Origin of the sequence: Citrobacter sp. Cf072 (assembly GCF_030334485.1) — a bacterium.
GTDB lineage: Bacteria > Pseudomonadota > Gammaproteobacteria > Enterobacterales > Enterobacteriaceae > Citrobacter > Citrobacter freundii.
This window is the reverse complement of record NZ_JAOWDX010000046.1, coordinates 201576-225711: the sequence shown is the minus strand read 5'-3', so window position 1 is coordinate 225711 and position 24136 is coordinate 201576. Positions and strand designations below refer to the sequence as shown.

Below are 24136 nucleotides of genomic sequence, written 5' to 3'. Positions count from 1 at the left end.
GTTATTGGGTGATGGTTTCCAGATCGTGGCGAATCGTCTCTTCCATTGCTTCGTACTTACGGAAGAAAAGTAGCGGGATCGCCGCGAGTGCGAAGAGTAGGGCGGGCGCCCAGATAAAGGCCCAGGTAATGCCTTCCAGGCCCGCAGCGCTTTGGGCATGGTTCGGGACATAGCCAAAACTGTTCATGATCCAGGCGGCGAAAGCGGTACCCAGACCACTGCCCATCTTGATGCAGAAAGTACTGCCGAAGGCGATAAGAATGCCCGTGGCCTTGATGCCCGTTTTCCAGGCACCGAAGTCGACGGCAAAGCCCAACATGGCAAACGGCATTGAGCAGGCGATTCCGCTACCGATATTGCCGAGCACCCAGGCCGCGATGAGGAAAGGTATGTTGTCCGCCGCCAGCCACATCAAGACGCCGCCGAACGTGGCGACCAGCAAGCCTCCTACCCATATCCAGGTTTTAGCCAGGAATTTGCTAAAGAAAGGGATGGCGATGATGAACAGGATCTGAATCGTCGCCAGACTGTTAATCAGCGGAACCAGGTCTTTGCGATCGAGGTTGTAGGTCAGATAATAAACAATGGTTGTGGACCGCTGTTGCAGGGCAATCCAGAAGATCAGATTGGCCAGCACCATCAGGATCCATGGCCAGTTACCTTTCATTGCCGTGAAACTTTTTTTCATCGGCAGTTTGGGTTCTTGCTGTATTTTATCCGCATCCATTTCGCGGATATTTTTAAAGGCGAAAAGCGTTAGCGAACAGGATATCGCAGCAAACAGAATCGCCGTGTAAATAAATCCGGCATGATCATTTCCGTTACCTAAAAATGCAACCAGGGGTAATGCTGTGGCATTCATTAATAAAACCCCGATTTGTCCCCCGGTCATTCTCCAGGAATTTAATATCAGCCGTTCCTTAGGGGACAGAGTCATTAGAGGTAATATTGCGCTGAGCGGTGTATTGAGTCCGGTAAATAAAATGCTGGCAATCATGTAGGATATTGCTGCATATATGGCTTTTCCTGTCATGCTGATATCTGGAGACCAAAATGACAGCGCGCTGAATACACCAAAAGGCAGCGGCAGCCATAAGAACCAGGGACGACATTTACCGTAACGTGAACGTGTTTTATCGATAATGATACCCCAGATTGGGGCATCTATACCATCTACGATACGCGCCAACAGCAGGATGACACCTGCTACGGCGAGACTAATACCCGCAACGTCAGTGTAGAAATATAAGATGTAGGTTGAGCCGAAACAGTACAGTAGATTACCTGCCACATCCAAAGAGCCGTAGCTAATACGCTGTAGTAAAGATAATGATGCTGACCCGCAAGACTGGGTATCCTCAATAACAGAACTCATAATAATAACTCCGATATTGGTGCGATACGCCCAGAAAAACAACTTTTACTTTCCAAGCAAGTTTTAAATATTATTTTTTATGTCGTTACTGAATTTAACCTCAGATTAAAATGAGTGAGTAAGGTGTACATGGAAAGTAGTTGACCCTACCGCAGCAATCAATTATCAAATCTTACATCAGGATTGCGTTTATTCGTTTTTGAATGAGAGATGTTTCTATTTGCTAAGGTGGTCACAGTTTTTTTAATAATGAAATAAAAAAAGGAAAACAGTGAAAGAAAATAACTTTCAAGTATTACGCGACGCGACTAACTAAGGGAGGGATAGCTGAAAAAACAGGCTGGTCAGGAAGAGTGTGGGCGAGCGAGAACAACATCCGTGGCTGAAGAGAAAAACGCCAGATAGCAGGCATAAAAAAACCCGCTTGCGCGGGTTTTTTCACAAAGCGTCGACAAGCAGGCGATTAAGCCAGTTTGTTGATCTGTGCAGTCAGGTTTGCTTTATGACGTGCAGCTTTGTTTTTGTGGATCAGACCTTTAGCAGCCTGACGGTCCACGATTGGTTGCATTTCGTTAAATGCTTTCAGTGCAGTAGCTTTGTCGCCAGCTTCGATAGCTGCGTATACTTTCTTGATGAAAGTACGCATCATAGAGCGACGGCTAGCGTTGTGCTTGCGGGCCTTTTCAGACTGAACGGCGCGCTTCTTAGCTGATTTGATATTAGCCAAGGTCCAACTCCCAAATGTGTTCTATATGGACAATTCAAAGGCCGAGGAATATGCCCTTTTAGCCTTCTTTTGTCAATGGATTTGTGCAAATAAGCGCCGTTTAAATTCCAGCACTCGTTGCGTAGTGATGGCGCAGGATTCTACCAGCTTGCGTGGCGTGAATACAGCTTTTCGACGAGAAAAATTGCATTGGTGTGCCCGTGAAGGGCGTCAATTTGTTTCATAACAATGAAAACCATCCTCTTTCTGTTTCGTAGAAACAATCGCCGGTTAACCTTGACCGCGGTACAGGGTATACTTTCACGATTTTCACTGTTTTGAGCCAGACATGAAGCTGATACGAGGCATACATAATCTCAGCCAGGCCCCGCATGGGTGTGTGCTGACTATTGGTAATTTCGACGGTGTGCACCGTGGCCACCGTGCGTTGCTGCAAGGCTTACGGGAAGAAGGGCGCAAACGCAATTTACCGGTGGTGGTAATGATTTTCGAGCCACAACCGCTGGAACTGTTTGCGACGGACAAGTCACCTGCGCGCCTTACCCGCCTGCGGGAAAAACTGCGTTATCTGGCCGAATGCGGTGTGGACTATGTGCTGTGTGTGCGTTTTGACAGGCGTTTCGCCGCATTAACGGCGCAGACCTTCATCAGCGACCTGCTGGTGAAGCGCCTTGGTGTACAATTTCTTGCCGTTGGCGATGATTTCCGCTTTGGCGCTAGCCGTGCGGGCGATTTCTTGTTATTACAGGAAGCGGGCGCTGAGTATGGTTTTGATATCACCAGCACCCAAACCTTCTGTGAAGGCGGTGTGCGTATCAGCAGCACCGCAGTACGTCAGGCGCTGGCCGAAGATAACCTGCAACAGGCCGAAAGCCTGCTTGGGCATCCTTTTACTATCTCAGGACGCGTCGTTCACGGTGATGAGTTAGGGCGTACCATCGGTTTTCCGACGGCAAACTTACCGCTTCGTCGTCAGGTTTCTCCGGTGAAAGGTGTTTATGCGGTTGAAGTGATGGGACTGGGTGACAAACCGTTGCCCGGCGTCGCCAACATCGGCACCCGCCCGACGGTAGCAGGCGTACGCCAGCAGTTGGAAGTGCATCTATTGGACGTTGTAATGGACCTGTATGGTCGCCATATAGATGTAGTACTGCGTAAAAAAATACGCAGCGAACAGCGATTTGCCTCGCTGGATGAACTAAAAGCGCAGATTGCGCGTGATGAGTTGACTGCCCGTGAATTTTTTGGGCTAACAAAACCGGCTTAATGCCTATACGAGTTTTAAATACGGAACCGAGAATCTGATGAGTGACTATAAATCAACCCTGAATTTGCCGGAAACAGGGTTCCCGATGCGCGGCGATCTCGCCAAGCGCGAACCGGGAATGCTGGCGCGTTGGACTGATGATGACCTGTACGGCATCATTCGTGCGGCCAAAAAAGGCAAAAAAACCTTCATTCTGCATGATGGCCCTCCTTATGCGAATGGCAGCATTCATATTGGTCACTCGGTTAACAAGATTCTGAAAGACATTATCGTGAAGTCCAAAGGACTCACGGGCTATGACTCGCCGTACGTTCCGGGCTGGGACTGCCACGGTCTGCCGATCGAGCTGAAAGTAGAGCAGGAATACGGCAAGCCGGGCGAGAAGTTCACCGCTGCTGAGTTCCGCGCCAAGTGCCGTGAATACGCTGCTACGCAGGTTGACGGTCAGCGTAAAGACTTTATCCGTCTTGGCGTACTGGGCGACTGGTCGCATCCGTACCTGACCATGGACTTCAAAACCGAAGCCAATATCATTCGCGCGCTGGGTAAAATCATTGGCAACGGCCATCTGCATAAAGGTGCGAAGCCGGTGCACTGGTGCGTTGACTGCCGTTCCGCGCTGGCGGAAGCGGAAGTTGAGTATTATGACAAAACCTCCCCGTCCATCGACGTGGCGTTCCACGCTGCCGATCAGGATGCGGTGAAAGCGAAGTTTGGCGTTTCTGACGTCAACGGCCCGATCTCACTGGTTATCTGGACTACCACCCCGTGGACGTTACCGGCGAACCGCGCAATCTCTCTGGCACCTGATTTTGACTATGCGCTGGTGCAGATTGACGGCCAGGCTGTGATTCTGGCGAAAGATCTGGTTGAAAGCGTCATGCAGCGTATTGGCGCGGCTGAATACACCATTCTCGGCACAGTGAAAGGCGCTGAGCTGGAACTGCTGCGCTTTACCCATCCGTTTATGGGCTTTGACGTGCCGGCTATCCTTGGCGATCACGTTACGCTGGACGCGGGTACCGGTGCGGTCCATACCGCTGGCGGTCACGGTCCGGATGACTACGTCATCAGCCAGAAATACGGTCTGGAAATCGCTAACCCGGTTGGCCCGGACGGCGCATACCTGGCGGGTACCTATCCGGATCTGGACGGTGTGAACGTCTTTAAAGCCAACGACAAAATCGTTGCGCTGCTGAGCGAAAAAGGCGCGCTGCTGCACGTTGAGAAGATGCAGCACAGCTACCCATGCTGCTGGCGTCACAAGTCACCGATCATCTTCCGTGCGACCCCGCAGTGGTTCGTCAGCATGGATCAGAAAGGCCTGCGCGCGCAGTCGCTGAAAGAGATCAAAGGCGTACAGTGGATCCCGGACTGGGGCCAGGCGCGTATTGAATCGATGGTTGCCAACCGTCCTGACTGGTGTATCTCCCGTCAGCGTACGTGGGGTGTGCCGATGTCTCTGTTTGTTCACAAAGACACCGAAGAGCTGCATCCGCGCGCTATCGAACTGATGGAAGAAGTGGCTAAACGCGTTGAAGTTGACGGCATCCAGGCGTGGTGGGATCTCGATCCGAAAGATATCCTCGGCGACGAAGCTGACCAGTATGTCAAAGTCCCGGATACGCTGGACGTGTGGTTCGACTCCGGTTCAACCCACTCATCCGTCGTGGATGTGCGTCCTGAGTTTGCGGGCCATGCGGCAGATATGTATCTGGAAGGTTCTGACCAGCACCGTGGCTGGTTCATGTCTTCCCTGATGATCTCCACCGCCATGAAAGGCAAAGCACCTTATCGCCAGGTACTGACCCACGGTTTCACCGTTGATGGTCAGGGCCGTAAGATGTCCAAATCTATCGGTAACACCGTTTCTCCGCAGGACGTGATGAACAAACTCGGCGCGGATATTCTGCGTCTGTGGGTTGCTTCTACCGACTATACTGGCGAAATGGCCGTTTCTGACGAAATCCTGAAACGTGCTGCCGACAGCTATCGTCGTATCCGTAACACCGCGCGCTTCCTGCTGGCGAACCTGAACGGGTTCGATCCGGTTAAAGACATGGTGAAACCGGAAGAGATGGTGGTGCTGGATCGTTGGGCGGTAGGTTGTGCGCAAGCGGCGCAGGACGAAATCCTGAAAGCCTATGAAGCCTATGACTTCCACGAAGTGGTACAGCGCCTGATGCGCTTCTGCTCCGTAGAAATGGGTTCGTTCTACCTCGACATCATCAAAGACCGTCAGTACACCGCGAAAGCGGACAGCGTGGCGCGTCGTAGCTGCCAGACTGCGCTGTTCCATATTGCAGAAGCGCTGGTTCGTTGGATGGCGCCGATCATGTCCTTCACCGCCGATGAAATCTGGGGCTACCTGCCGGGCGATCGTGAGAAGTACGTCTTTACCGGTGAATGGTACGAAGGTCTGTTTGGCTTAGGTGAAACCGAAGCGATGAACGATGCCTACTGGGACGAGCTGCTGAAAGTGCGCGGCGAAGTGAACAAGGTTATCGAGCAGGCGCGTGCGGATAAGAAAGTCGGCGGTTCTCTGGAAGCGGCAGTGACCCTGTACGCTGAACCTGAGCTGGCGGCGAAACTGACCGCGCTGGGTGAAGAGTTGCGTTTTGTACTGCTGACCTCTGGTGCGACGGTTGCGGATTATGCGGCTGCTCCTGCTGATGCTCAGCAGAGCGAACTGCTCAAAGGTCTGAAAATCGTACTGAGCAAAGCTGAAGGTGAGAAATGCCCGCGCTGCTGGCATTACACTACCGACGTCGGCCAGGTGGCGGAACATGCAGATATCTGCGGACGCTGTGTCAGCAACATCGCCGGTGATGGCGAACAACGTAAGTTTGCCTGATGAGTAAGCCTCTTTGTTCAACAGGACTACGCTGGCTGTGGCTGGTGGTAGTCGTGCTGATTATCGATTTAGGCAGCAAGTACCTGATCCTCCAGAACTTTGCTCTGGGGGATACGGTGTCGCTGTTTCCGTCGCTTAATCTGCACTACGCGCGTAACTATGGTGCGGCGTTTAGCTTCTTAGCTGACAGCGGCGGCTGGCAACGTTGGTTCTTTGCCGGTATCGCTATCGGTATTTGCGTCATCCTGATGGTGATGATGTATCGCTCGAAGGCGACGCAGAAGCTGAACAACATCGCGTATGCGTTAATCATTGGCGGTGCGCTGGGCAACTTGTTTGACCGCCTGTGGCACGGCTTCGTGGTTGATATGATTGACTTTTACGTCGGCGACTGGCATTTCGCGACCTTCAATCTGGCCGATACAGCTATCTGTATCGGGGCGGCATTGATTGTTCTCGAAGGCTTCCTGCCGTCGAAAGAGAAAAAAGCCGCATAAAAAAATGCCGGATGGCGCTATGCTAATCCGGCCTACAATTTACTGTGATCCTTGTAGGCCCGGTAAGCGTAGCGCCACCGGGCAGACAGGCGGCAGCAATTTTAAAGAGCAACCTGCATGTCTAAATCAGTACAGAGTAACAGTGCGGTGCTGGTGCACTTCACCCTTAAGCTCGACGATGGCTCCACCGCAGAGTCAACCCGCAATAACGGCAAGCCTGCGCTGTTTCGCCTGGGCGACGGTTCTCTGTCTGAAGGACTGGAGCAACACCTGCTGGGGCTAAAAGAAGGCGATAAAACCACCTTTGCTCTGGAGCCGGATGCCGCCTTTGGCGTATCAAGTCCGGACTTAATTCAGTATTTCTCGCGTCGGGAATTTATGGACGCGGGCGAGCCAGAAATTGGCGCAATCATGCTCTTTACCGCAATGGACGGCAGTGAGATGCCTGGCGTGATCCGTGAAATCAACGGTGACTCGATCACGGTTGATTTCAACCATCCGCTGGCTGGGCATACCGTTCATTTTGATATTGAAGTGCTGGAAGTCGAACCGGCACTGGAGGCGTAAAATGCAGATCCTGTTGGCCAACCCGCGCGGTTTTTGCGCTGGCGTAGACCGCGCTATCAGCATTGTCGAAAACGCGTTGGCTATTTACGGCGCACCGATTTATGTCCGTCATGAAGTGGTACATAACCGTTATGTGGTGGATAGCCTGCGCGAGCGCGGCGCTATTTTTATCGAGCAAATCAGCGAAGTGCCGGATGGCGCGATCCTGATTTTCTCCGCTCATGGCGTGTCTCAGGCGGTGCGTAACGAAGCCAAAGGCCGCGACCTCACGGTTTTTGATGCAACCTGTCCGCTAGTCACGAAAGTGCATATGGAAGTTGCCCGCGCCAGCCGTCGTGGCGAAGAATCCATTCTGATTGGTCACGCCGGACACCCGGAAGTCGAAGGCACGATGGGCCAGTACAGCAACCCGCAAGGCGGAATGTATCTGGTTGAATCACCAGATGATGTGCTGAAACTGAATGTGAAAAATGAAGGCAAATTATCCTTCATGACGCAGACCACGCTCTCCGTTGACGATACTTCTGACGTTATTGATGCTTTGCGTCAACGCTTCCCGAAAATTGTCGGACCGCGTAAAGACGATATCTGTTATGCCACCACCAACCGTCAGGAAGCGGTTCGCGCGCTGGCGGAACTGGCTGATGTTGTGCTGGTGGTCGGCTCGAAGAACTCCTCTAACTCCAACCGTCTGGCTGAACTGGCACAGCGAATGGGGAAAGCGGCGTATTTGATTGACGATGCGACCGACATCCAGGAAGCGTGGGTGAAAGAGGCGAAGTGCGTAGGCGTGACGGCCGGAGCCTCGGCGCCGGATATCCTGGTGCAAAACGTGATTGCTCGCCTGCAGGAGCTTGGCGGTGAGGAAGCTATTCCGCTGGAAGGCCGCGAAGAGAACATCGTTTTCGAAGTGCCGAAAGAGCTGCGTGTGGATGTTCGTGAAGTAGAGTAAGTCTTTCCGGTTACGATTATGAGAAGATGCCAGACTTAACGTCTGGCATTTTTTTATGGAGAAACCATGCGCTTACCGATCATTCTTGATACCGATCCCGGCATTGATGATGCCGCCGCCATTGCCGCCGCGCTGTTTGCCCCTGAGCTGGATCTGCAACTGATGACCACGGTAGCAGGCAATGTGTCGGTGGAAAAAACCACCCGTAATGCGTTGCAACTGCTGCACTTCTGGAATGCGGATGTTCCACTGGCGCAGGGAGCATCGATGCCGCTGGTGCGGCCGCTGCGTGATGCCGCTTCCGTGCACGGCGAGTCCGGTATGGAAGGGTATGAATTTGTCGAACACGACCGCCAGGCGATGGCAAAACCCGCCTTCCAGGCGATTCGCGATGCGCTGATGCATGCCCCGCAGCCCGTGACGCTGGTGGCAATTGGCCCGCTGACCAACATTGCGCTGCTGCTGACCCATTATCCTGAATGCGTATTCAACATTCACCGTCTGGTGATTATGGGCGGCTCTGCCGGGCGCGGGAACTTCACACCCAACGCCGAGTTTAATATTGCTATCGATCCCGAGGCTGCCGCAAAAGTCTTCCAGAGCGGGCTGGATATTGTGATGTGTGGGCTGGATGTTACTAACCAGGCCATGCTCGCCCCGGACTATCTGGCGACGCTCCCCCAGCTTAACCAGACGGGAAAAATGCTGCACGCGCTGTTTAGCCATTACCGTAGCGGCAGTATGAATACGGGGCTGCGAATGCACGATCTGTGTGCCATTGCCTGGCTGGTGCGCCCGGAACTGTTTACCCTGCAGTCGTGTTTCGTGGCGGTTGAAACCCAGGGCGAATATACCTCAGGTACGACGGTGGTGGATATCGAAGGACGTCTGGGGCATCCAGCAAATGCGCAGGTTGCGCTGGGTCTGAACGTTGAAGGTTTCCAGCAGTGGGTGGCAGAGGTGCTGACACTGGCCCCTTGATCTCCGCGCTTTATAACCCGATGACGCTGCTTTTTCCGTGGCGTCATGCCTTTTACTGATATCTCTGCCTGTTTATCATTAAATTCTAATTATCGACGTTTTCGGCTGGCGGTGCAGCGTTGCGCTGGTTAATCTGAAAACGATTTACGTAAAATTAACAAAAGAGAATAGCTATGCATGATGCACAAATCCGCGTTGCCATCGCGGGAGCCGGAGGACGCATGGGGCGTCAGTTGATTCAGGCCACTCTCGGCATGGAAGGCGTACAGCTGGGCGCGGCGCTGGAGCGCGAAGGTTCCTCCTTATTAGGAAGCGATGCCGGAGAGTTAGCGGGAGCCGGGAAAACGGGCGTTACCGTACAAAGTAGCCTTGAAGCGGTGAAAGATGATTTCGATGTTTTCATCGATTTTACCCGCCCGGAAGGCACGCTGACGCATCTGGCGTTTTGCCGCCAGCACGGTAAAGGGATGGTGATTGGCACCACCGGCTTTGATGACGCGGGTAAACAGGCTATTCGTGATGCCGCGCAGGAGATTGCTATCGTTTTCGCCGCGAACTTTAGCGTCGGCGTGAACGTTATGCTTAAGCTGCTGGAGAAAGCGGCGAAAGTGATGGGCGATTACACCGATATTGAGATTATTGAAGCCCACCACCGTCATAAAGTTGATGCGCCGTCAGGCACTGCGCTGGCGATGGGCGAGGCGATTGCCGGGGCGCTGGATAAAGATCTGAAAGACTGCGCAGTCTATTCGCGTGAAGGTTACACCGGCGAGCGCGTACCGGGCACGATCGGCTTTGCCACGGTGCGGGCGGGGGATATCGTTGGTGAGCATACCGCGATGTTTGCTGATATTGGCGAGCGTATTGAGATCACGCATAAAGCGTCCAGCCGCATGACTTTTGCGAACGGCGCGGTGAGATCGGCAATTTGGCTAAAATCAAAGTCAAATGGTCTTTTTGATATGAAAGATGTGCTTGATTTACGTAATTTATAGCTTTTACTACCCTTCGTGATGTGGTTATTGTAATCATAATTATTTGATTGCATGGGGCAATATTTTATTGCCCTTTAATTTTTATCTTTTGAATATATTTTTTCTTTTAAATGAGTTTTTGTATATGTTTTGTTGGGTTTTTATGTTACCTCAATGTAAATTTTGACCAAATGGTCCACTTTTTTCTCTCCCGCATTCTTTTTTTACACTCTTTGCCTACCGCAAGCGTTTTCCACCACAAGTTAGCTGATCTTTTTGCCTGTTAAATCGTGTGATTTATCCCAGTGGCGCAAAATAATAATAAAAATTACCCTTTTGGGTAGACTTTTACGTGGGCTATCTCTAGAATGCCGCCGTTTGCCAGAAATCCATAGGTAAGCAAATTTGCATTGATTCATGAGGTGTTAATGAATTAATATGCAAATAAAGTGAGTGAATATTCTCTGGAGGGTGTTTTGATTAAGTCAGCGCTATTGGTTCTGGAAGACGGAACCCAGTTTCACGGTCGGGCCATAGGGGCAACAGGTTCGGCGGTTGGGGAAGTCGTTTTCAATACTTCAATGACCGGTTATCAAGAAATCCTCACTGATCCTTCCTATTCCCGCCAAATCGTCACTCTTACTTATCCTCATATCGGTAATGTCGGCACCAATGAAGCCGATGCAGAATCTTCACAGGTACATGCGCAAGGCCTGGTCATCCGCGACCTGCCGCTGATTGCCAGCAACTTCCGCGATACCGAAGACCTCTCTTCTTACCTGAAGCGCCATAACATTGTGGCGATTGCTGATATCGATACTCGTAAGCTGACGCGTTTGCTGCGTGAAAAGGGCGCACAGAACGGCTGCATCATCGCGGGCGATAACCCGGATGCGGCGCTGGCACTGGAAAAGGCAAAAGCTTTCCCTGGCCTGAACGGTATGGATCTGGCGAAAGAAGTGACCACCGCGGAGCCTTATAGCTGGACGCAGGGTAGCTGGACGCTGGCGGGTGACCTGCCGGAAGCAAAATCTGCCGATGAACTGCCGTTCCACGTTGTGGCTTACGATTTCGGCGCTAAACGTAACATTCTGCGTATGTTAGCGGACCGCGGCTGCCGCCTGACGGTTGTACCGGCGAAAACCTCAGCAGAAGACGTTCTGAAGATGAATCCGGACGGTATCTTCCTGTCCAACGGCCCTGGCGACCCGGCGCCGTGCGACTACGCGATTACCGCGATTCAGAAATTCCTCGAAACCGATATTCCGGTATTTGGCATCTGCCTCGGCCATCAGCTGTTGGCGCTGGCGAGCGGTGCGAAGACCATTAAGATGAAGTTTGGCCACCACGGCGGCAACCATCCGGTAAAAGATATTGATAACAACACCGTGATGATCACCGCGCAGAACCACGGTTTTGCTGTAGATGAAGCCTCCATGCCTGCCAACCTGCGCGTGACCCACAAGTCACTGTTCGACGGCACTTTGCAGGGGATTCATCGTACCGACAAACCGGCATTCAGCTTCCAGGGGCACCCTGAAGCGAGTCCGGGGCCGCACGACGCTGCACCGCTGTTCGACCACTTTATCGAGTTAATTGAGCAATACCGTCAGTCCGCGAAATAATCAGGAGTAAAAGAGCCATGCCAAAACGTACAGACATAAAAAGTATCCTGATTCTGGGCGCGGGTCCGATTGTTATCGGTCAGGCGTGTGAGTTTGACTATTCCGGCGCACAGGCGTGTAAAGCCCTGCGTGAAGAGGGTTACCGCGTTATTCTGGTGAACTCCAACCCGGCAACCATCATGACCGACCCGGAAATGGCCGATGCCACCTACATCGAGCCGATTCACTGGGAAGTGGTACGCAAAATCATTGAGAAAGAGCGCCCGGATGCGGTGCTGCCAACCATGGGCGGTCAGACGGCGCTGAACTGTGCGCTGGAACTGGAGCGTCAGGGCGTGCTGGCTGAGTTCGGCGTGACCATGATTGGTGCCACGGCTGATGCGATTGATAAAGCAGAAGACCGTCGTCGCTTTGATATCGCGATGAAGAAAATTGGTCTCGACACCGCGCGCTCTGGTATCGCCCATACCATGGAAGAAGCGCTGGCGGTTGCTGCTGACGTGGGCTTCCCGTGCATTATCCGCCCTAGCTTCACCATGGGCGGCACCGGCGGCGGTATCGCTTATAACCGTGAAGAGTTCGAAGAGATTTGCGAACGCGGTCTGGACCTTTCCCCAACCAACGAGCTGCTGATTGATGAATCGCTGATTGGCTGGAAAGAGTACGAGATGGAAGTGGTGCGTGATAAAAACGACAACTGCATCATCGTCTGCTCCATCGAAAACTTCGACGCGATGGGCATCCATACCGGTGACTCCATCACCGTAGCACCTGCCCAGACGCTGACCGACAAAGAATATCAAATCATGCGTAACGCCTCGATGGCGGTACTGCGTGAAATCGGCGTGGAAACCGGCGGTTCTAACGTCCAGTTTGCGGTAAACCCGAAAAACGGTCGCCTGATTGTCATCGAGATGAACCCGCGCGTATCCCGCTCCTCGGCGCTGGCGTCCAAAGCTACCGGCTTCCCGATTGCGAAAGTCGCCGCCAAGCTGGCCGTAGGTTACACCCTCGACGAACTGATGAACGACATCACCGGCGGCCGTACTCCGGCCTCGTTTGAGCCGTCCATCGACTACGTTGTGACGAAAATTCCACGCTTCAACTTCGAGAAATTCGTTGGTGCTAATGACCGTCTGACCACGCAGATGAAATCTGTTGGTGAAGTGATGGCGATTGGCCGCACCCAGCAGGAATCGATGCAGAAAGCGCTGCGCGGTCTGGAAGTGGGCGCGACCGGCTTCGACCCGAAAGTCAGCCTGGACGACCCGGAAGCGCTGACCAAAATCCGTCGCGAACTGAAAGACGCTGGCGCTGAGCGTATCTGGTACATCGCCGATGCCTTCCGTGCTGGCCTGTCCGTCGATGGTGTGTTCAACCTGACCAACATCGACCGCTGGTTCCTGGTGCAGATTGAAGAGCTGGTGCGCCTGGAAGAAAAAGTCATTGACCTTGGCATCAACGGCCTCGACGCTGACTTCCTGCGCGTACTGAAGCGCAAAGGCTTCGCTGATGCGCGTCTGGCAAAACTGGCCGGCGTTCGCGAAGCGGAAATCCGCAAACTGCGTGACCAATATAACCTTCACCCGGTCTACAAGCGCGTGGATACCTGTGCGGCAGAATTCGCGACCGACACCGCTTATATGTACTCCACTTATGAAGATGAATGTGAAGCGAATCCGTCCGTCGACCGCGATAAAATCATGGTGCTGGGTGGTGGTCCAAACCGTATCGGTCAGGGCATTGAGTTCGACTACTGCTGCGTACACGCCTCTCTGGCGCTGCGCGAAGACGGTTACGAGACCATCATGGTCAACTGTAACCCGGAAACCGTCTCTACTGATTACGACACTTCCGACCGCCTGTACTTCGAGCCGGTCACGCTGGAAGACGTACTGGAAATCGTGCGCATTGAGAAGCCGAAAGGCGTCATCGTACAGTACGGCGGCCAGACCCCGCTGAAGCTGGCGCGTGCGCTGGAAGCGGCAGGTGTACCGGTAATCGGCACCAGCCCGGATGCCATCGACCGCGCGGAAGACCGTGAGCGTTTCCAGCAGGCGGTTGACCGTCTGAAGCTGAAGCAACCGGCGAACGCTACCGTAACGGCTATCGAACAGGCTGTTGAGAAGGCGAAAGAGATTGGCTACCCGCTGGTGGTGCGTCCGTCGTATGTTCTCGGCGGCCGCGCGATGGAAATTGTCTACGACGAAGCCGACCTGCGTCGCTACTTCCAGACTGCGGTCAGCGTTTCTAACGATGCGCCGGTACTGCTGGACCGTTTCCTTGACGATGCGGTTGAAGTGGACGTGGACGCTATCTGCGACGGCGAAATGGTGCTGATTGGCGGCATCATGGAGCACATAGAACAAGCGGGCGTACACTCCGGTGACTCCGCATGTTCTCTGCCAGCGTACACCCTGAGCCAGGATATTCAGGATGTGATGCGTCAGCAGGTGCAGAAACTGGCCTTCGAACTGCAGGTTCGCGGTCTGATGAACGTTCAGTTTGCGGTGAAGAATAACGAAGTTTACCTGATTGAAGTGAACCCGCGTGCGGCGCGTACCGTTCCGTTCGTCTCCAAGGCAACTGGCGTACCGCTGGCGAAAGTTGCGGCGCGCGTGATGGCCGGGAAAACACTGGCACAGCAGGGCGTAACCAAAGAAGTTATCCCGCCGTACTACTCAGTAAAAGAAGTGGTGCTGCCGTTCAACAAATTCCCGGGCGTTGACCCGCTGTTAGGGCCAGAAATGCGCTCTACCGGGGAAGTGATGGGCGTGGGTCGTACCTTCGCGGAAGCGTTCGCCAAGGCACAGCTGGGCAGCAGCTCCACCATGAAAAAACAGGGGCGTGCGCTGCTCTCTGTTCGCGAAGGCGATAAAGAGCGCGTGGTTGACCTGGCGGCGAAACTGCTGAAGTTTGGTTTTGAGCTGGATGCAACGCACGGCACGGCGATTGTGCTGGGCGAAGCGGGTATCAATCCACGTCTGGTGAATAAGGTGCATGAAGGGCGTCCGCACATTCAGGACCGTATCAAGAATGGCGAGTACACTTACATCATAAACACCACCGAAGGTCGTCAGGCGATTGAAGACTCTAAGCTGATTCGCCGTAGCGCCCTGCAGTACAAAGTGCATTATGACACTACCCTGAACGGCGGTTTCGCGACGGCGATGGCGCTGAATGCCGATGCCACTGAGAAGGTGACCTCGGTGCAGGAAATGCACGCGCAGATCAAAAAGTCATAAACAAAGAGTCCGGTGATAATTGCGTTAACCGGACCTGCAATATAATCTTGAAAGGGTTTCTGTAAAGAAACCCTTTTTTTATCTCTCGTAAGGTCATTCCTGGCCAAATGCAGTTTCATAACCACATTTTCAATGTAATAAGCACGATATTGCTCACACTAATCAACATTCAAGTCGCATACTATCTTTTATATCCACAATTTTAATATGGCTTAGTTTTTATTAATTTGGACAGGCCGTAGCCAGATTTTTAATTTGTGAAATGGTGTGCTTATGTGTGAAAAATATGTTGAAAGACCGCTTTATTTGTTAATTGCTGACTGGATGATGGCTGAAGATCGTTGGATCACCGCAAAGGAAATTTCCCGCCATTTTGATATTGAACACTGCAAAGCAATTAATACGCTCTCTTATATTCTGTCGGAAGTGGGAGAAATTGTTTGTGAAGTTAAGATGATCCCTAATCAGATTGCAGGCCGGGGCTGCCAGTGCCAGCGTCTGGTAAAAGTCATCAGTATTGATTCTCACCTCTACAACCGATTGAGCCACAATTTGCAGGAAAAAAAGGTGAGTGTGGCGAAAACGCCGCGGCTGTCTGCCGTTCCCCCAACAGAGCTCAACCGTGAGCAGAAATGGCAGATGATGCTCTCCAAGAGTATGCGTCGCTAATTGTCAGTTGCCTGATGGCGGTATAAACGGTGGTTGACGCGTAGGCCGGATAAGCGTGAGCGAATCCGGCATCAATTACTGTGCTGATTTGGGTTTTACGTCCGTCGTGCCTTTCAGGCGCGGCCGGTGTTCTTCGACTTGCGTTAATGGCTGCGTTTCGCGTAAACCTGTCCGGCAGCGGACCGCAAGATCCTGATACTCTTTGGTGTTTAACCGTTTCCAGTGCAGCTCCTGGTCCGTGACTTCACGCAATACGCGAGCAGGTGAGCCCACCAGCATCTGCCTTGCCTCCCCCTGAAATCCGGCTTTGACAAAGCTCATGGCGGCGACAATGCTCTCTTCACCAATCACTGCGCCGTCCATAATGACGCTGTTCATGCCGATCAGCGCGTCCCTGCCCACCACGCAACCGTGCAGGATTGCGCCATGGCCGATATGCCCATTCTCATGCACGATGGTGTCAGTGTCGCAATAACCGTGCATGATGCAGCCATCCTGCAAGTTAGAACCTGCCTCCAGAATCAGGCGACCATAGTCACCGCGCAGTGAGGCATGCGGGCCGACGTAGACGCCAGCCCCCACGATCACATCACCAATCAACACAGCGCTGGGATGAACATACGCCTCTGGATGCACTACCGGAATCAGGCCTTCAAAGGCGTAATAGCTCATCTGTTATCAGCGTCCTTTCCACACCGGATCGCGTTTTTCCGCAAACGCCTGCGGTCCTTCGAGCGCATCTTCGGAGTGCAGCACTGACGGATAGTGCTTCAGCACGCCGCTGCGGATGTAGCGGTAGCCTTCTTCTACCGGCATTTCGCTGGTCGAACGGTAAATCTCTTTCAGCGCGGCGATCGCCAGCGGGGCGCTATTCACTAGCTGCTGCGCCAGTTCGCGCGCACTATCCATCAGTTCGCTCTGGCTGACAACGCGGTTGACGATACCCCAACGCAGCGCTTCTTCGGCACTCATTCGTCTGCCGGTCATCATCATTTCGTTGACGATAGCCGGTGGCAGTAGCTTCGGCAGACGCAGAACGCCTCCGCTGTCAGGTACGATCCCGAGCTTGGCTTCCGGTAGCGCGAAGCTGGCATTTTCCGCGCAGACGATAAAATCCGCCGCCAGCGCTAATTCAAAACCACCGCCAAACGCATAGCCGTTTACAGCAGCGATGACCGGTTTATTAAGGTCGAAAATTTCGGTTAAACCGGCAAAGCCGCCTGGGCCAAAATCGGCATCCGGCGCTTCACCTTCAGCCGCTGCTTTTAAGTCCCAGCCCGCAGAAAAGAATTTCTCACCGCCGCCGGTGATTATCGCTACGCGTAATTCCGGGTCATCACGAAAATTAAGAAACGCTTCACCCATGGCAAAGCTGGTTTTGGCATCAATGGCATTGGCTTTAGGCCGGTCGAGGGTAATTTCCAGAATCGGGCCGTTACGGGTCAGATGTAATGATTCACTCATAGTTCATCTCCAGATAAATAGATTTCCCGGCAGGAGGAATTCCTACCGGGAGGGTTATTTCAGATTTTTTTTGATTATTTTTCCTGAACAATTGCGCGGCAGGTCGGTTCTTATCTCCATAAACGAGGGAACCTTGAATTTCGCCATATTGTTTTCGCAGAAGCTGAAGAACTCGGCTTCGCTTAATGTTTCACCTTCATTAAGGACGATAAACGCTTTAATGGCTTCATCACGGATTGAATCTTTAATACCGACAACCACAATGTCCTGAATTTTCGGATGCGCAGAAATAATATTTTCCAGCTCGACGCAGGAGACATTTTCTCCGCCGCGTTTAATCATGTTGCAGCGTCTGTCGACGAAATAAAAATAGCCATCCGCATCCTGATAGCCCGAATCTCCGGTATGTAACCAGCCTTCAGGTTCCAGCGCTTTGGCGGTAGCCTCCGGCTGGGCATAGTACTCTTTGAAGATTGTTTTGCCCGGCACGCCTTTAATACAGATTTCGCCAATTTCTCCGGCGGGCAGGGGACGGTTGTGATCGTCACGGATTTCGGCTTCATAGCTAAATCCCACGCGGCCAATGGAGGGCCAGCGTCGTTTGTCACCGGGACGGTCGCCGATAATACCGACGATGGTTTCAGTCATACCGTAGGAGGTCAGCAGCCTGACGCCAAAGCGTTCGGTAAAGGCGTCTTTTTCCTGTGCGGATAAATTGAGATAGAACATTACCTCGCGCAGGTGATGCTGTCTGTCGGTTGGCGCGGCAGGTTGTACCATCAGCGTTCTGATCATCATCGGAATGCATTCGGTAACCGTCGCCTTATATCTATGCACCTGATTCCAGAACGCCCTGGCACTGTACTTCTCTAGCAGCACAAAGGTGCTGCCAGCGGAGAATGCGGGCATTGCGGCGGTACACTGACAGTCGATATGAAAAGCGGGCATCACCGTCATGTAGACGTCATCATCGCGCAGAGCGATTTGCCAGGAAGTGTAGTAGCCTGCAAAACGCAGGTTGTAGTGGGTAATCACCACCCCTTTAGGCCGTGAAGTGGTGCCTGAGGTAAACAGAATTTCCGCCGTATCGTCAGTGGATAACGCGGGCGTATAACACAGCGTAGTCGACTGGCGGGATTGCAGTTGGGTAAAGTGGCTCACGCCGTCGTCAACCGGAAGCTGTTCGCCAATCAGACAGATATGATTAAGCGGTGTGGTATTTTCCAGCCGTATCTGGCGGTACATAGGATAAAACTGGGCGCTGGTGACCAGCAGGCTTACCTGGCTGTTTTGTAGGATCCAGGCACTTTCTTCGCCCAGTAAACGGGCATTAATCGGTACCATAATGGCGCCAATTTTTGCCAGCCCAAACCAGCAAAAAATGAATTCCGGACAGTTATCCAGATGCAATGCGACCTTATCGCCCTTGCGGATCCCTAAGGAATGGAACAGGTTTGCCGTGCGGTTAATCTCTTCATTGAGCGATGCATAGCTAAACTGCCGAACGACTCCTTCGCAGGATTCGAAAATTAACGCCGTTTTATCTCCGTACACCCCGGCCAGGTCGTCCCACATCTGACGTAAGTTTTGTCCGCCAACGATATCCATATTGCTTTATCCACTGAAATCAGGCGTGAGCGCTAACCAATGAGCGGTCAGCGCGTCGCGTTTATTCCTCAACTCTGGCCAGGCCTTTGCCGACCAGCTCATTTATGTCTGCTTCGCTATAACCAATGTTTTTCAGAATGGCGGCAGTATCCATGCCATGTGACGGCATGCCACGCCAGATTTTCCCCGGGTTGTTTTTAAATTTCGGCATGATGTTTGGCCCTTTGCAGGTGCGGCCATCCATTGTTTGCCACTGAGTAATGGATTCACGAGCAACGTACTGAGGGTTGCCTTCCAGTTCCGGAATGGTCAGCACCTTCGCGCAGGCGATATTCAGCTCAGCAAAACGCGCCTGGACTTCGGCGATGGTGTGTGTTGCCAGCCACGCGTCCAGTTTCTCTTCCACGAGCGGGCCGTAAGGGCATTCCACGCGATGGATAAGCTGGGTGCCTTCCGGTACTTCCGGTGTGCCAAGAATGTGGGCGAGGCCAATATCTTTGAAGCACTCGTTGATTTGCGTGATGCCGACCAGCTCCATGACGATATAGCCATCGGCGCATTTATACAGGCCGCAGCCAGCGTAATACGGGTCTTTGCCTTTGGTCATGCGTGGGCAAATTTCGCCGCCGTTGAAGTAATCCATCATGAAATACTGACCCATGCGCAGCATCACCTCGTACATGGCGATATCGATGCTTTCACCTTTACCCGTTTCGCGGACTTTGTGCAGAGCCGCCAGCGCCGCTGTCGTCGCGGTCATCCCGGAGAAGTAATCGGCGGTGTACGGAAAGGCTGGCATTGGCTGATCCACGTCACCGTTTTGGATCAGATAGCCACTGAACGCCTGTGCGATGGTGTTATACGCCGGAAGATTGGTGTACTCCTCGGTACCAAACTGGCCGAAGCCGGAAAGGTGGGCGATAACCAGTTTCGGGTTATGTTCCCACAGCACTTCATCGGTAATACCGCGGCGGGCAAAGGCCGGGCCTTTACTGGCTTCAATGAAAATATCGGTGGTTTCCATCAGCTTCAGAAACGCTTCCCGGCCTTCATCTTTGAAAATATTCAGCGACAGGGCATGCAGATTACGGCGTGATAGCTGCGGATAGTTAGGTTGCACGCGGATGGTATCGGCCCATGCGACGTTTTCAATCCAGATAACCTCAGCACCCCATTCGGCGAACATCTGTCCGGCGAACGGACCGGCAATTTCGATCCCTGAAAAGACAACGCGTACCCCGGAAAGCGGGCCGAAGGATGGCATTGGTAAATGATTCATCATTTTTCTCCTGGCATTTTTTTGTAGGCCCGGTAAGCGCAGCGCCACCGGGCATATTGCCGGATGGTGGCGTAAACGCCTTATCCGGCCTACGAAACGAACGAATCAACGGTATTGCTTCAATACCGCACGACCCAACGTCAGGATCTGCATTTCGTCAGAACCACCAGAAACACGGTCAACGCGCAGGTCACGCCAGAAGCGCGTGATGCGATGGTTACCCGCGATACCCACGCCACCCAGCACCTGCATGGCGGTGTCTACCACTTCAAATGCCGCGTTGGCGCAGAAGTATTTGCACATGGCCGCGTCGCCCGAGGTAATAGTGCCGTTATCCGCTTTCCATGCGGCTTCCAGCAGCATGTTTTTCATGGAGTTCAGTTTGATCGCCATGTGCGCGAACTTCTCCTGAATCAGCTGGAAACGGCCGATCGTTTCGCCAAACTGTACGCGTTGGTTGGCATAACGCGCTGCGTCTTCAAAAGCGCACATTGCCGTACCGTAGTTGGTCAGTGCGACGAGGAAGCGTTCATGGTCAAACTCTTCTTTCACACGATTGAAGCCATTACCTTCCCGACCGAACATGTCTTTCTCGTCCAGTTCAACGTCATCAAAGGTGATTTCACAGCAGCTATCCATGCGCAGACCGAGTTTCTCCAGTTTGTTGACCTTGATACCCGCCTTGCTCATGTCAACAAACCACTCGGTATAAACAGGTTTATCCGGCGATGCACCATCTCTCGCCATCACTACGATGTACGGGGTATAGGCGCTACTGGTGATAAAGCACTTACTGCCATTAAGATAAACCTTACCATTTTTGCGTGTATAAGTGGTTTTCAGACTGCCAACATCCGATCCCGCTCCCGGTTCTGTGATCGCCGAGTTCCACATCTGCTTACCGGTCCCCTGGAACGCCATGATTTTATCAATTTGCTCTTGGGTACCTTCACGCAGAAAAGTGTTAAAACCGCCAGGTAATTGGTACAACACGTAAGTCGGTGCGCCAAGACGTCCGAGTTCCATCCAGACGGCGGCAACGGTGACAAAACCGGCTTCCAGCCCGCCGTGTTCTTCCGGGATCAACAGGCTATCGATGCCCATATCCGCCAGTGCTTTTACAAAACGCTCAGGGTAGACGCTGTCGCGATCGCACTCGGCAAAATAAGCTTCCCAGTTCTCACTGGCCATCAGTTCACGAATACCGGCGACAAACAGTTCCTGCTCGTCATTTAAGTTGAAATCCATCTTTCAGCCTCTTGATCAATTGGGTTAATAAGAATTACTTGTCTTTCCAGTGCACTTTGGCGTCTTTAATAAAGGACAGCGTCACCATGATGTTGACGAAGAACAGCGGGCATCCTCCGGCGATAATCGCGGTCTGTATCGGCTTCAGCCCGCCCAGCGCCAGTAGAACGATGCCGATGACGCCGACCAGAACGGACCAACCGATACGCACCAACAGCGGCGGTTCTTCACCATCACGAACTTCGCGACAGGTGGACATCGCCAGGGTGTAGGAGCAGGCGTTAATTAGCGTGACGGTGGCAATAAAGCAGAGGATAAAGAAGCCCCACATGGTGGCGGTGCTGAATGGCAATGCGGCCCAGGTTTCGATAATGGCGCGCGCCACGCCGTGTTGTTCAATCAGCTGCGGGATGTTGAGAATGTTTTTATCCATCAGCAGCAGCGTGTTGCTGCCAAGGACTGTCCACAGGATCCAGGTGGAAGCGGTCAGGCCCAGCACCATCCCAAAGCACAGTTCACGTACGGTACGACCACGAGAAATACGCGCCAGGAAGATACTCATCTGGATGGCGTAAATGACCCACCACGCCCAGTAGAAAACAGTCCAGCCCTGCGGGAATCCGCCTTTACCGATGGCATCGGTATAGAACAGCATGCGCGGCAGATACATCAGCAGCATGCCGACCGAGTCGGTGAAGTAGTTCATGATGAAGCTGGCGCCGCTGACGATAAACACCCAGCCCAGCATCAGGAAGCTCAGGTAGCTACGCACGTCGCTGGCGATTCTGACTCCTTTTTGCAGGCCACAGGCTACGCAAATGGCGTTCAGAATGATCCAGCAGGTAATGATGATGGCGTCGAGTTGCAGCGTATGCGGAATACCGAACAGCCATTGCATACACTCGGTTACCAGCGGCGTCGCCAGACCGAGGCTGGTACCCATCGCGAAGATCAGCGCCACCAGGTAGAAGTTATCAACGATGGTGCCGAACAGCCCTTTCGCATGCTTTTCGCCCACTAACGGTACCAGCGTGGAGCTGGGACGGATGACGTCCATCTTGCGCACAAAGAAGAAATAGGCGAAGGCCACGGAAAGGAAGCTGTAGGTTGCCCACGGCAACGGCCCCCAGTGGAACAGGCTGTACGCCAGACCGATCTCTTTCGCACCCGTGGAATTGGGCTCCAAAGCGAACGGCGGGGTAGAGATATAGTAGTAGATCTCGATGGAACCCCAGAACAGCACCGCGGCGGATGTACAGGAGGCGAACATCATAAAAATCCAGCTGGCGGTACTAAACTCGGGTTTTTCGTCGCCTAATTTCTTTTTGGCATACGGGCCAAAGACTAACCAGAACCAGCCGAAGAGCATGACGACCATATACCATTCGAATGCCCAACCCCAGACGTTGGTGACATAACTGAATACCGCATTAATAACGACGTTAGCGGCATCAAGATCTCTTACTGTTAGCCAACAAAGTATCCCAACAATTATTAATGGCGGAAAAAAAACCTTCGGTTCAATTCCCGATTTTCTCTTTTCATTTTTCATAAGTGAATTCCAGTGTGAAAACGAAATTTATTTAGCGTGCCCGTATGTGATCGTTTGTTTATTTATTATTAATGATTTGTTGATGACTTTTTAACCTCTGGGGCGCCTCAGTGAGTAACTCATAATGGGTATTCATTTCCGGCTATTCTGTTATCTGCGTCACACTTTTTTATGCTGGTTATTTTGTCTGGAAATCTAGATGATTTACTTATTAATCATAGTCTTGGTGTTGGTTTTTTAACTTTTTTAAGTGACTGGCGTTCAATATTGTTGAACCAGCAGACAATATTGAAAATTTTCATATTTGACGTGATTCTTTCAATATTGGTGAGGCATGTAACACTATTGAAAGTTACGAATTTCAATGTGTGACATTTTCAATATTGGTGATTAAGGTTTTATTTCCGAATTAAAGAGCGTGATATCTGTATTTAACACCGCCGATATAAATACGTTTCCTTCATGATTTCTGGAGATGCAATGAAGATAATTACTTGCTACAAATGCGTACCTGATGAGCAGGATATTGCGATTAATAATGCTGATGGAACACTCGATTTCAGCAAAGCAGATGGCAAAATCAGCCAATATGATCTGAATGCGATCGAAGCGGCTTGCCAGTTAAAACAGCAGTTGGGAGAGGCTCAGGTTGTGGCCATGAGCGTCGGCGGCAAAGCGCTGACCAATGCAAAAGGGCGCAAAGATGTGCTTTCCCGTGGCCCTGATGAACTGATTGTTGTCATTGACGATCAATTTGAACAGGCGCTGCCGCAACAAACTGCCACTGCGCTGGCTGCCGCCGCGCAAAAATCCGGTTTTGATCTGCTTATTTGCGGCGACGGTTCTTCCGATCTTTATGCTCAGCAGGTTGGTCTGCTGGTGGGCGAAATGCTGGACGTGCCGGCGATAAACGGCGTGAGCAAAATCCTCTCTCTTACCGACAGCACTCTGACGGTAGAGCGTGAACTGGAAGATGAAGTTGAAACCCTGAGTATCCCGCTTCCGGCGGTTATCGCGGTCTCTACTGACATCAACACCCCTCAAATCCCTTCCATGAAAGCCATTCTTGGTGCGGCGAAAAAACCGGTTCAGGTTTGGTCACCTGCAGACATTGGGCTGAACAGCGTGCAGGCGTATTCCGCACAACAGGTTGCTGCGCCGAAACAGCGCGAGCGTCAGCGCGTTGTCATTGAAGGTGACGGTGAAGAACAGATTGCCGCGTTTGTCGAGAATCTTCGCAAAATCATTTAAT

The 24136-nt window shown here is 52.4% G+C and carries 19 protein-coding genes and 1 pseudogene; 12 read left to right on the top strand and 8 right to left on the bottom strand.

Translation table 11 applies throughout. The annotated features are described in order from the left end of the window. Position 1: 1 nt before the first annotated feature. Positions 2-1375 (bottom strand): MFS transporter, encoded by a 1374-nt coding sequence (locus OGX66_RS18210; RefSeq protein ID WP_088903374.1) that lies wholly within the window; start codon positions 1373-1375, stop codon positions 2-4. Positions 1376-1838: 463 nt separating this feature from the next. Beyond that, positions 1839-2102, bottom strand: coding sequence for a 30S ribosomal protein S20 (gene rpsT, locus OGX66_RS18205; RefSeq protein ID WP_003018940.1), 264 nt, complete (start codon positions 2100-2102; stop codon positions 1839-1841). Between the two features lie 117 nt (positions 2103-2219). On the opposite strand from rpsT, the pseudogene OGX66_RS18200 reads away from it, so the two are divergent. From OGX66_RS18200 to caiF, 11 genes and pseudogenes are all read left to right on the top strand, one after another. Next, a pseudogene (locus tag OGX66_RS18200) lies at positions 2220-2423 on the top strand (DUF2575 domain-containing protein). Between the two features lie 7 nt (positions 2424-2430). Next, positions 2431-3369: a bifunctional riboflavin kinase/FAD synthetase gene (ribF, locus tag OGX66_RS18195; protein WP_003845657.1), complete on the top strand. Its 939-nt coding sequence runs from the start codon at positions 2431-2433 to the stop codon at positions 3367-3369. A 37-nt stretch (positions 3370-3406) separates the two neighbouring features. Then, positions 3407-6223, top strand: coding sequence for an isoleucine--tRNA ligase (ileS, locus tag OGX66_RS18190; RefSeq protein ID WP_016149528.1), 2817 nt, complete (start codon positions 3407-3409; stop codon positions 6221-6223). Beyond that, positions 6223-6720 carry a signal peptidase II gene (lspA, locus tag OGX66_RS18185; protein WP_003018932.1) on the top strand — a complete coding sequence of 166 codons (498 nt, stop codon included), beginning with the start codon at positions 6223-6225 and terminating at the stop codon, positions 6718-6720. Before ileS ends, lspA begins: the two co-directional genes overlap by 1 nt. Positions 6721-6837: 117 nt before the next feature. Next, positions 6838-7287 carry an FKBP-type peptidyl-prolyl cis-trans isomerase gene (fkpB, locus tag OGX66_RS18180; protein ID WP_003018929.1) on the top strand — a complete coding sequence of 150 codons (450 nt, stop codon included), beginning with the start codon at positions 6838-6840 and terminating at the stop codon, positions 7285-7287. Between the two features lies 1 nt (position 7288). Continuing rightward, positions 7289-8239, top strand: a complete 951-nt coding sequence (gene ispH, locus OGX66_RS18175; RefSeq protein WP_088902758.1) for a 4-hydroxy-3-methylbut-2-enyl diphosphate reductase — start codon at positions 7289-7291, stop codon at positions 8237-8239. Between the two features lie 66 nt (positions 8240-8305). Then, positions 8306-9220, top strand: coding sequence for a ribonucleoside hydrolase RihC (gene rihC / locus OGX66_RS18170; protein WP_046670915.1), 915 nt, complete (start codon positions 8306-8308; stop codon positions 9218-9220). A 173-nt stretch (positions 9221-9393) separates the two neighbouring features. Continuing rightward, positions 9394-10215, top strand: a complete 822-nt coding sequence (gene dapB, locus OGX66_RS18165) for a 4-hydroxy-tetrahydrodipicolinate reductase (RefSeq protein WP_003018920.1) — start codon at positions 9394-9396, stop codon at positions 10213-10215. A gap of 455 nt (positions 10216-10670) precedes the next feature. After that, positions 10671-11819 carry a glutamine-hydrolyzing carbamoyl-phosphate synthase small subunit gene (gene carA / locus OGX66_RS18160; protein ID WP_003018918.1) on the top strand — a complete coding sequence of 383 codons (1149 nt, stop codon included), beginning with the start codon at positions 10671-10673 and terminating at the stop codon, positions 11817-11819. Positions 11820-11836: 17 nt separating this feature from the next. Next, positions 11837-15064 carry a carbamoyl-phosphate synthase large subunit gene (gene carB, locus OGX66_RS18155; protein WP_088902757.1) on the top strand — a complete coding sequence of 1076 codons (3228 nt, stop codon included), beginning with the start codon at positions 11837-11839 and terminating at the stop codon, positions 15062-15064. A gap of 273 nt (positions 15065-15337) precedes the next feature. Continuing rightward, positions 15338-15733 (top strand): carnitine metabolism transcriptional regulator CaiF, encoded by a 396-nt coding sequence (caiF, locus tag OGX66_RS18150; protein ID WP_003018912.1) that lies wholly within the window; start codon positions 15338-15340, stop codon positions 15731-15733. Between the two features lie 75 nt (positions 15734-15808). Here caiF and caiE read toward each other — a convergent pair whose 3' ends face one another. The 6 genes from caiE to caiT all read right to left on the bottom strand — a co-directional run bounded on the left by caiE (position 15809) and on the right by caiT (position 22884). Next, positions 15809-16405: a carnitine operon protein CaiE gene (gene caiE, locus OGX66_RS18145; protein ID WP_003845681.1), complete on the bottom strand. Its 597-nt coding sequence runs from the start codon at positions 16403-16405 to the stop codon at positions 15809-15811. 6 nt (positions 16406-16411) lie between these two features. Beyond that, a complete protein-coding gene (caiD, locus tag OGX66_RS18140; RefSeq protein ID WP_003845683.1) occupies positions 16412-17197 on the bottom strand; it encodes a crotonobetainyl-CoA hydratase in 786 nt (261 codons plus the stop codon). Positions 17198-17251: 54 nt separating this feature from the next. Then, positions 17252-18805: a crotonobetaine/carnitine-CoA ligase gene (gene caiC / locus OGX66_RS18135; protein ID WP_003845685.1), complete on the bottom strand. Its 1554-nt coding sequence runs from the start codon at positions 18803-18805 to the stop codon at positions 17252-17254. 61 nt (positions 18806-18866) lie between these two features. Beyond that, positions 18867-20084, bottom strand: coding sequence for an L-carnitine CoA-transferase (gene caiB, locus OGX66_RS18130; protein ID WP_003837364.1), 1218 nt, complete (start codon positions 20082-20084; stop codon positions 18867-18869). Between the two features lie 105 nt (positions 20085-20189). Further along, on the bottom strand, positions 20190-21332 hold the full coding sequence (gene caiA / locus OGX66_RS18125) for a crotonobetainyl-CoA dehydrogenase (protein ID WP_003018898.1): 1143 nt from the start codon (positions 21330-21332) through the stop codon (positions 20190-20192). Positions 21333-21366: 34 nt separating this feature from the next. Then, positions 21367-22884 (bottom strand): L-carnitine/gamma-butyrobetaine antiporter, encoded by a 1518-nt coding sequence (gene caiT / locus OGX66_RS18120; RefSeq protein WP_003018896.1) that lies wholly within the window; start codon positions 22882-22884, stop codon positions 21367-21369. Between the two features lie 480 nt (positions 22885-23364). Here caiT and OGX66_RS18115 point away from each other — a divergent pair, with 480 nt between their 5' ends. After that, a complete protein-coding gene (locus OGX66_RS18115; protein WP_088902756.1) occupies positions 23365-24135 on the top strand; it encodes an electron transfer flavoprotein FixA in 771 nt (256 codons plus the stop codon). The last annotated feature ends 1 nt before the right edge of the window (position 24136 follow it).

Bases quoted from the DNA above. Each gene is read 5' to 3' on its own strand.
- rihC (WP_046670915.1), top strand. From the start codon at position 8,306: ATGCGCTTACCGATCATTCTTGATACCGATCCCGGCATTGATGATGCC.
- dapB (WP_003018920.1), top strand. From the start codon at position 9,394: ATGCATGATGCACAAATCCGCGTTGCCATCGCGGGAGCCGGAGGACGC.
- OGX66_RS18210 (WP_088903374.1), bottom strand. From the start codon at position 1,375: ATGAGTTCTGTTATTGAGGATACCCAGTCTTGCGGGTCAGCATCATTA.
- OGX66_RS18115 (WP_088902756.1), top strand. From the start codon at position 23,365: ATGAAGATAATTACTTGCTACAAATGCGTACCTGATGAGCAGGATATT.
- carB (WP_088902757.1), top strand. From the start codon at position 11,837: ATGCCAAAACGTACAGACATAAAAAGTATCCTGATTCTGGGCGCGGGT.
- ribF (WP_003845657.1), top strand. From the start codon at position 2,431: ATGAAGCTGATACGAGGCATACATAATCTCAGCCAGGCCCCGCATGGG.
- lspA (WP_003018932.1), top strand. From the start codon at position 6,223: ATGAGTAAGCCTCTTTGTTCAACAGGACTACGCTGGCTGTGGCTGGTG.
- caiC (WP_003845685.1), bottom strand. From the start codon at position 18,805: ATGGATATCGTTGGCGGACAAAACTTACGTCAGATGTGGGACGACCTG.
- caiD (WP_003845683.1), bottom strand. From the start codon at position 17,197: ATGAGTGAATCATTACATCTGACCCGTAACGGCCCGATTCTGGAAATT.
- caiF (WP_003018912.1), top strand. From the start codon at position 15,338: ATGTGTGAAAAATATGTTGAAAGACCGCTTTATTTGTTAATTGCTGAC.
- caiA (WP_003018898.1), bottom strand. From the start codon at position 21,332: ATGGATTTCAACTTAAATGACGAGCAGGAACTGTTTGTCGCCGGTATT.
- caiE (WP_003845681.1), bottom strand. From the start codon at position 16,405: ATGAGCTATTACGCCTTTGAAGGCCTGATTCCGGTAGTGCATCCAGAG.
- caiT (WP_003018896.1), bottom strand. From the start codon at position 22,884: ATGAAAAATGAAAAGAGAAAATCGGGAATTGAACCGAAGGTTTTTTTT.
- ispH (WP_088902758.1), top strand. From the start codon at position 7,289: ATGCAGATCCTGTTGGCCAACCCGCGCGGTTTTTGCGCTGGCGTAGAC.
- ileS (WP_016149528.1), top strand. From the start codon at position 3,407: ATGAGTGACTATAAATCAACCCTGAATTTGCCGGAAACAGGGTTCCCG.
- caiB (WP_003837364.1), bottom strand. From the start codon at position 20,084: ATGAATCATTTACCAATGCCATCCTTCGGCCCGCTTTCCGGGGTACGC.
- fkpB (WP_003018929.1), top strand. From the start codon at position 6,838: ATGTCTAAATCAGTACAGAGTAACAGTGCGGTGCTGGTGCACTTCACC.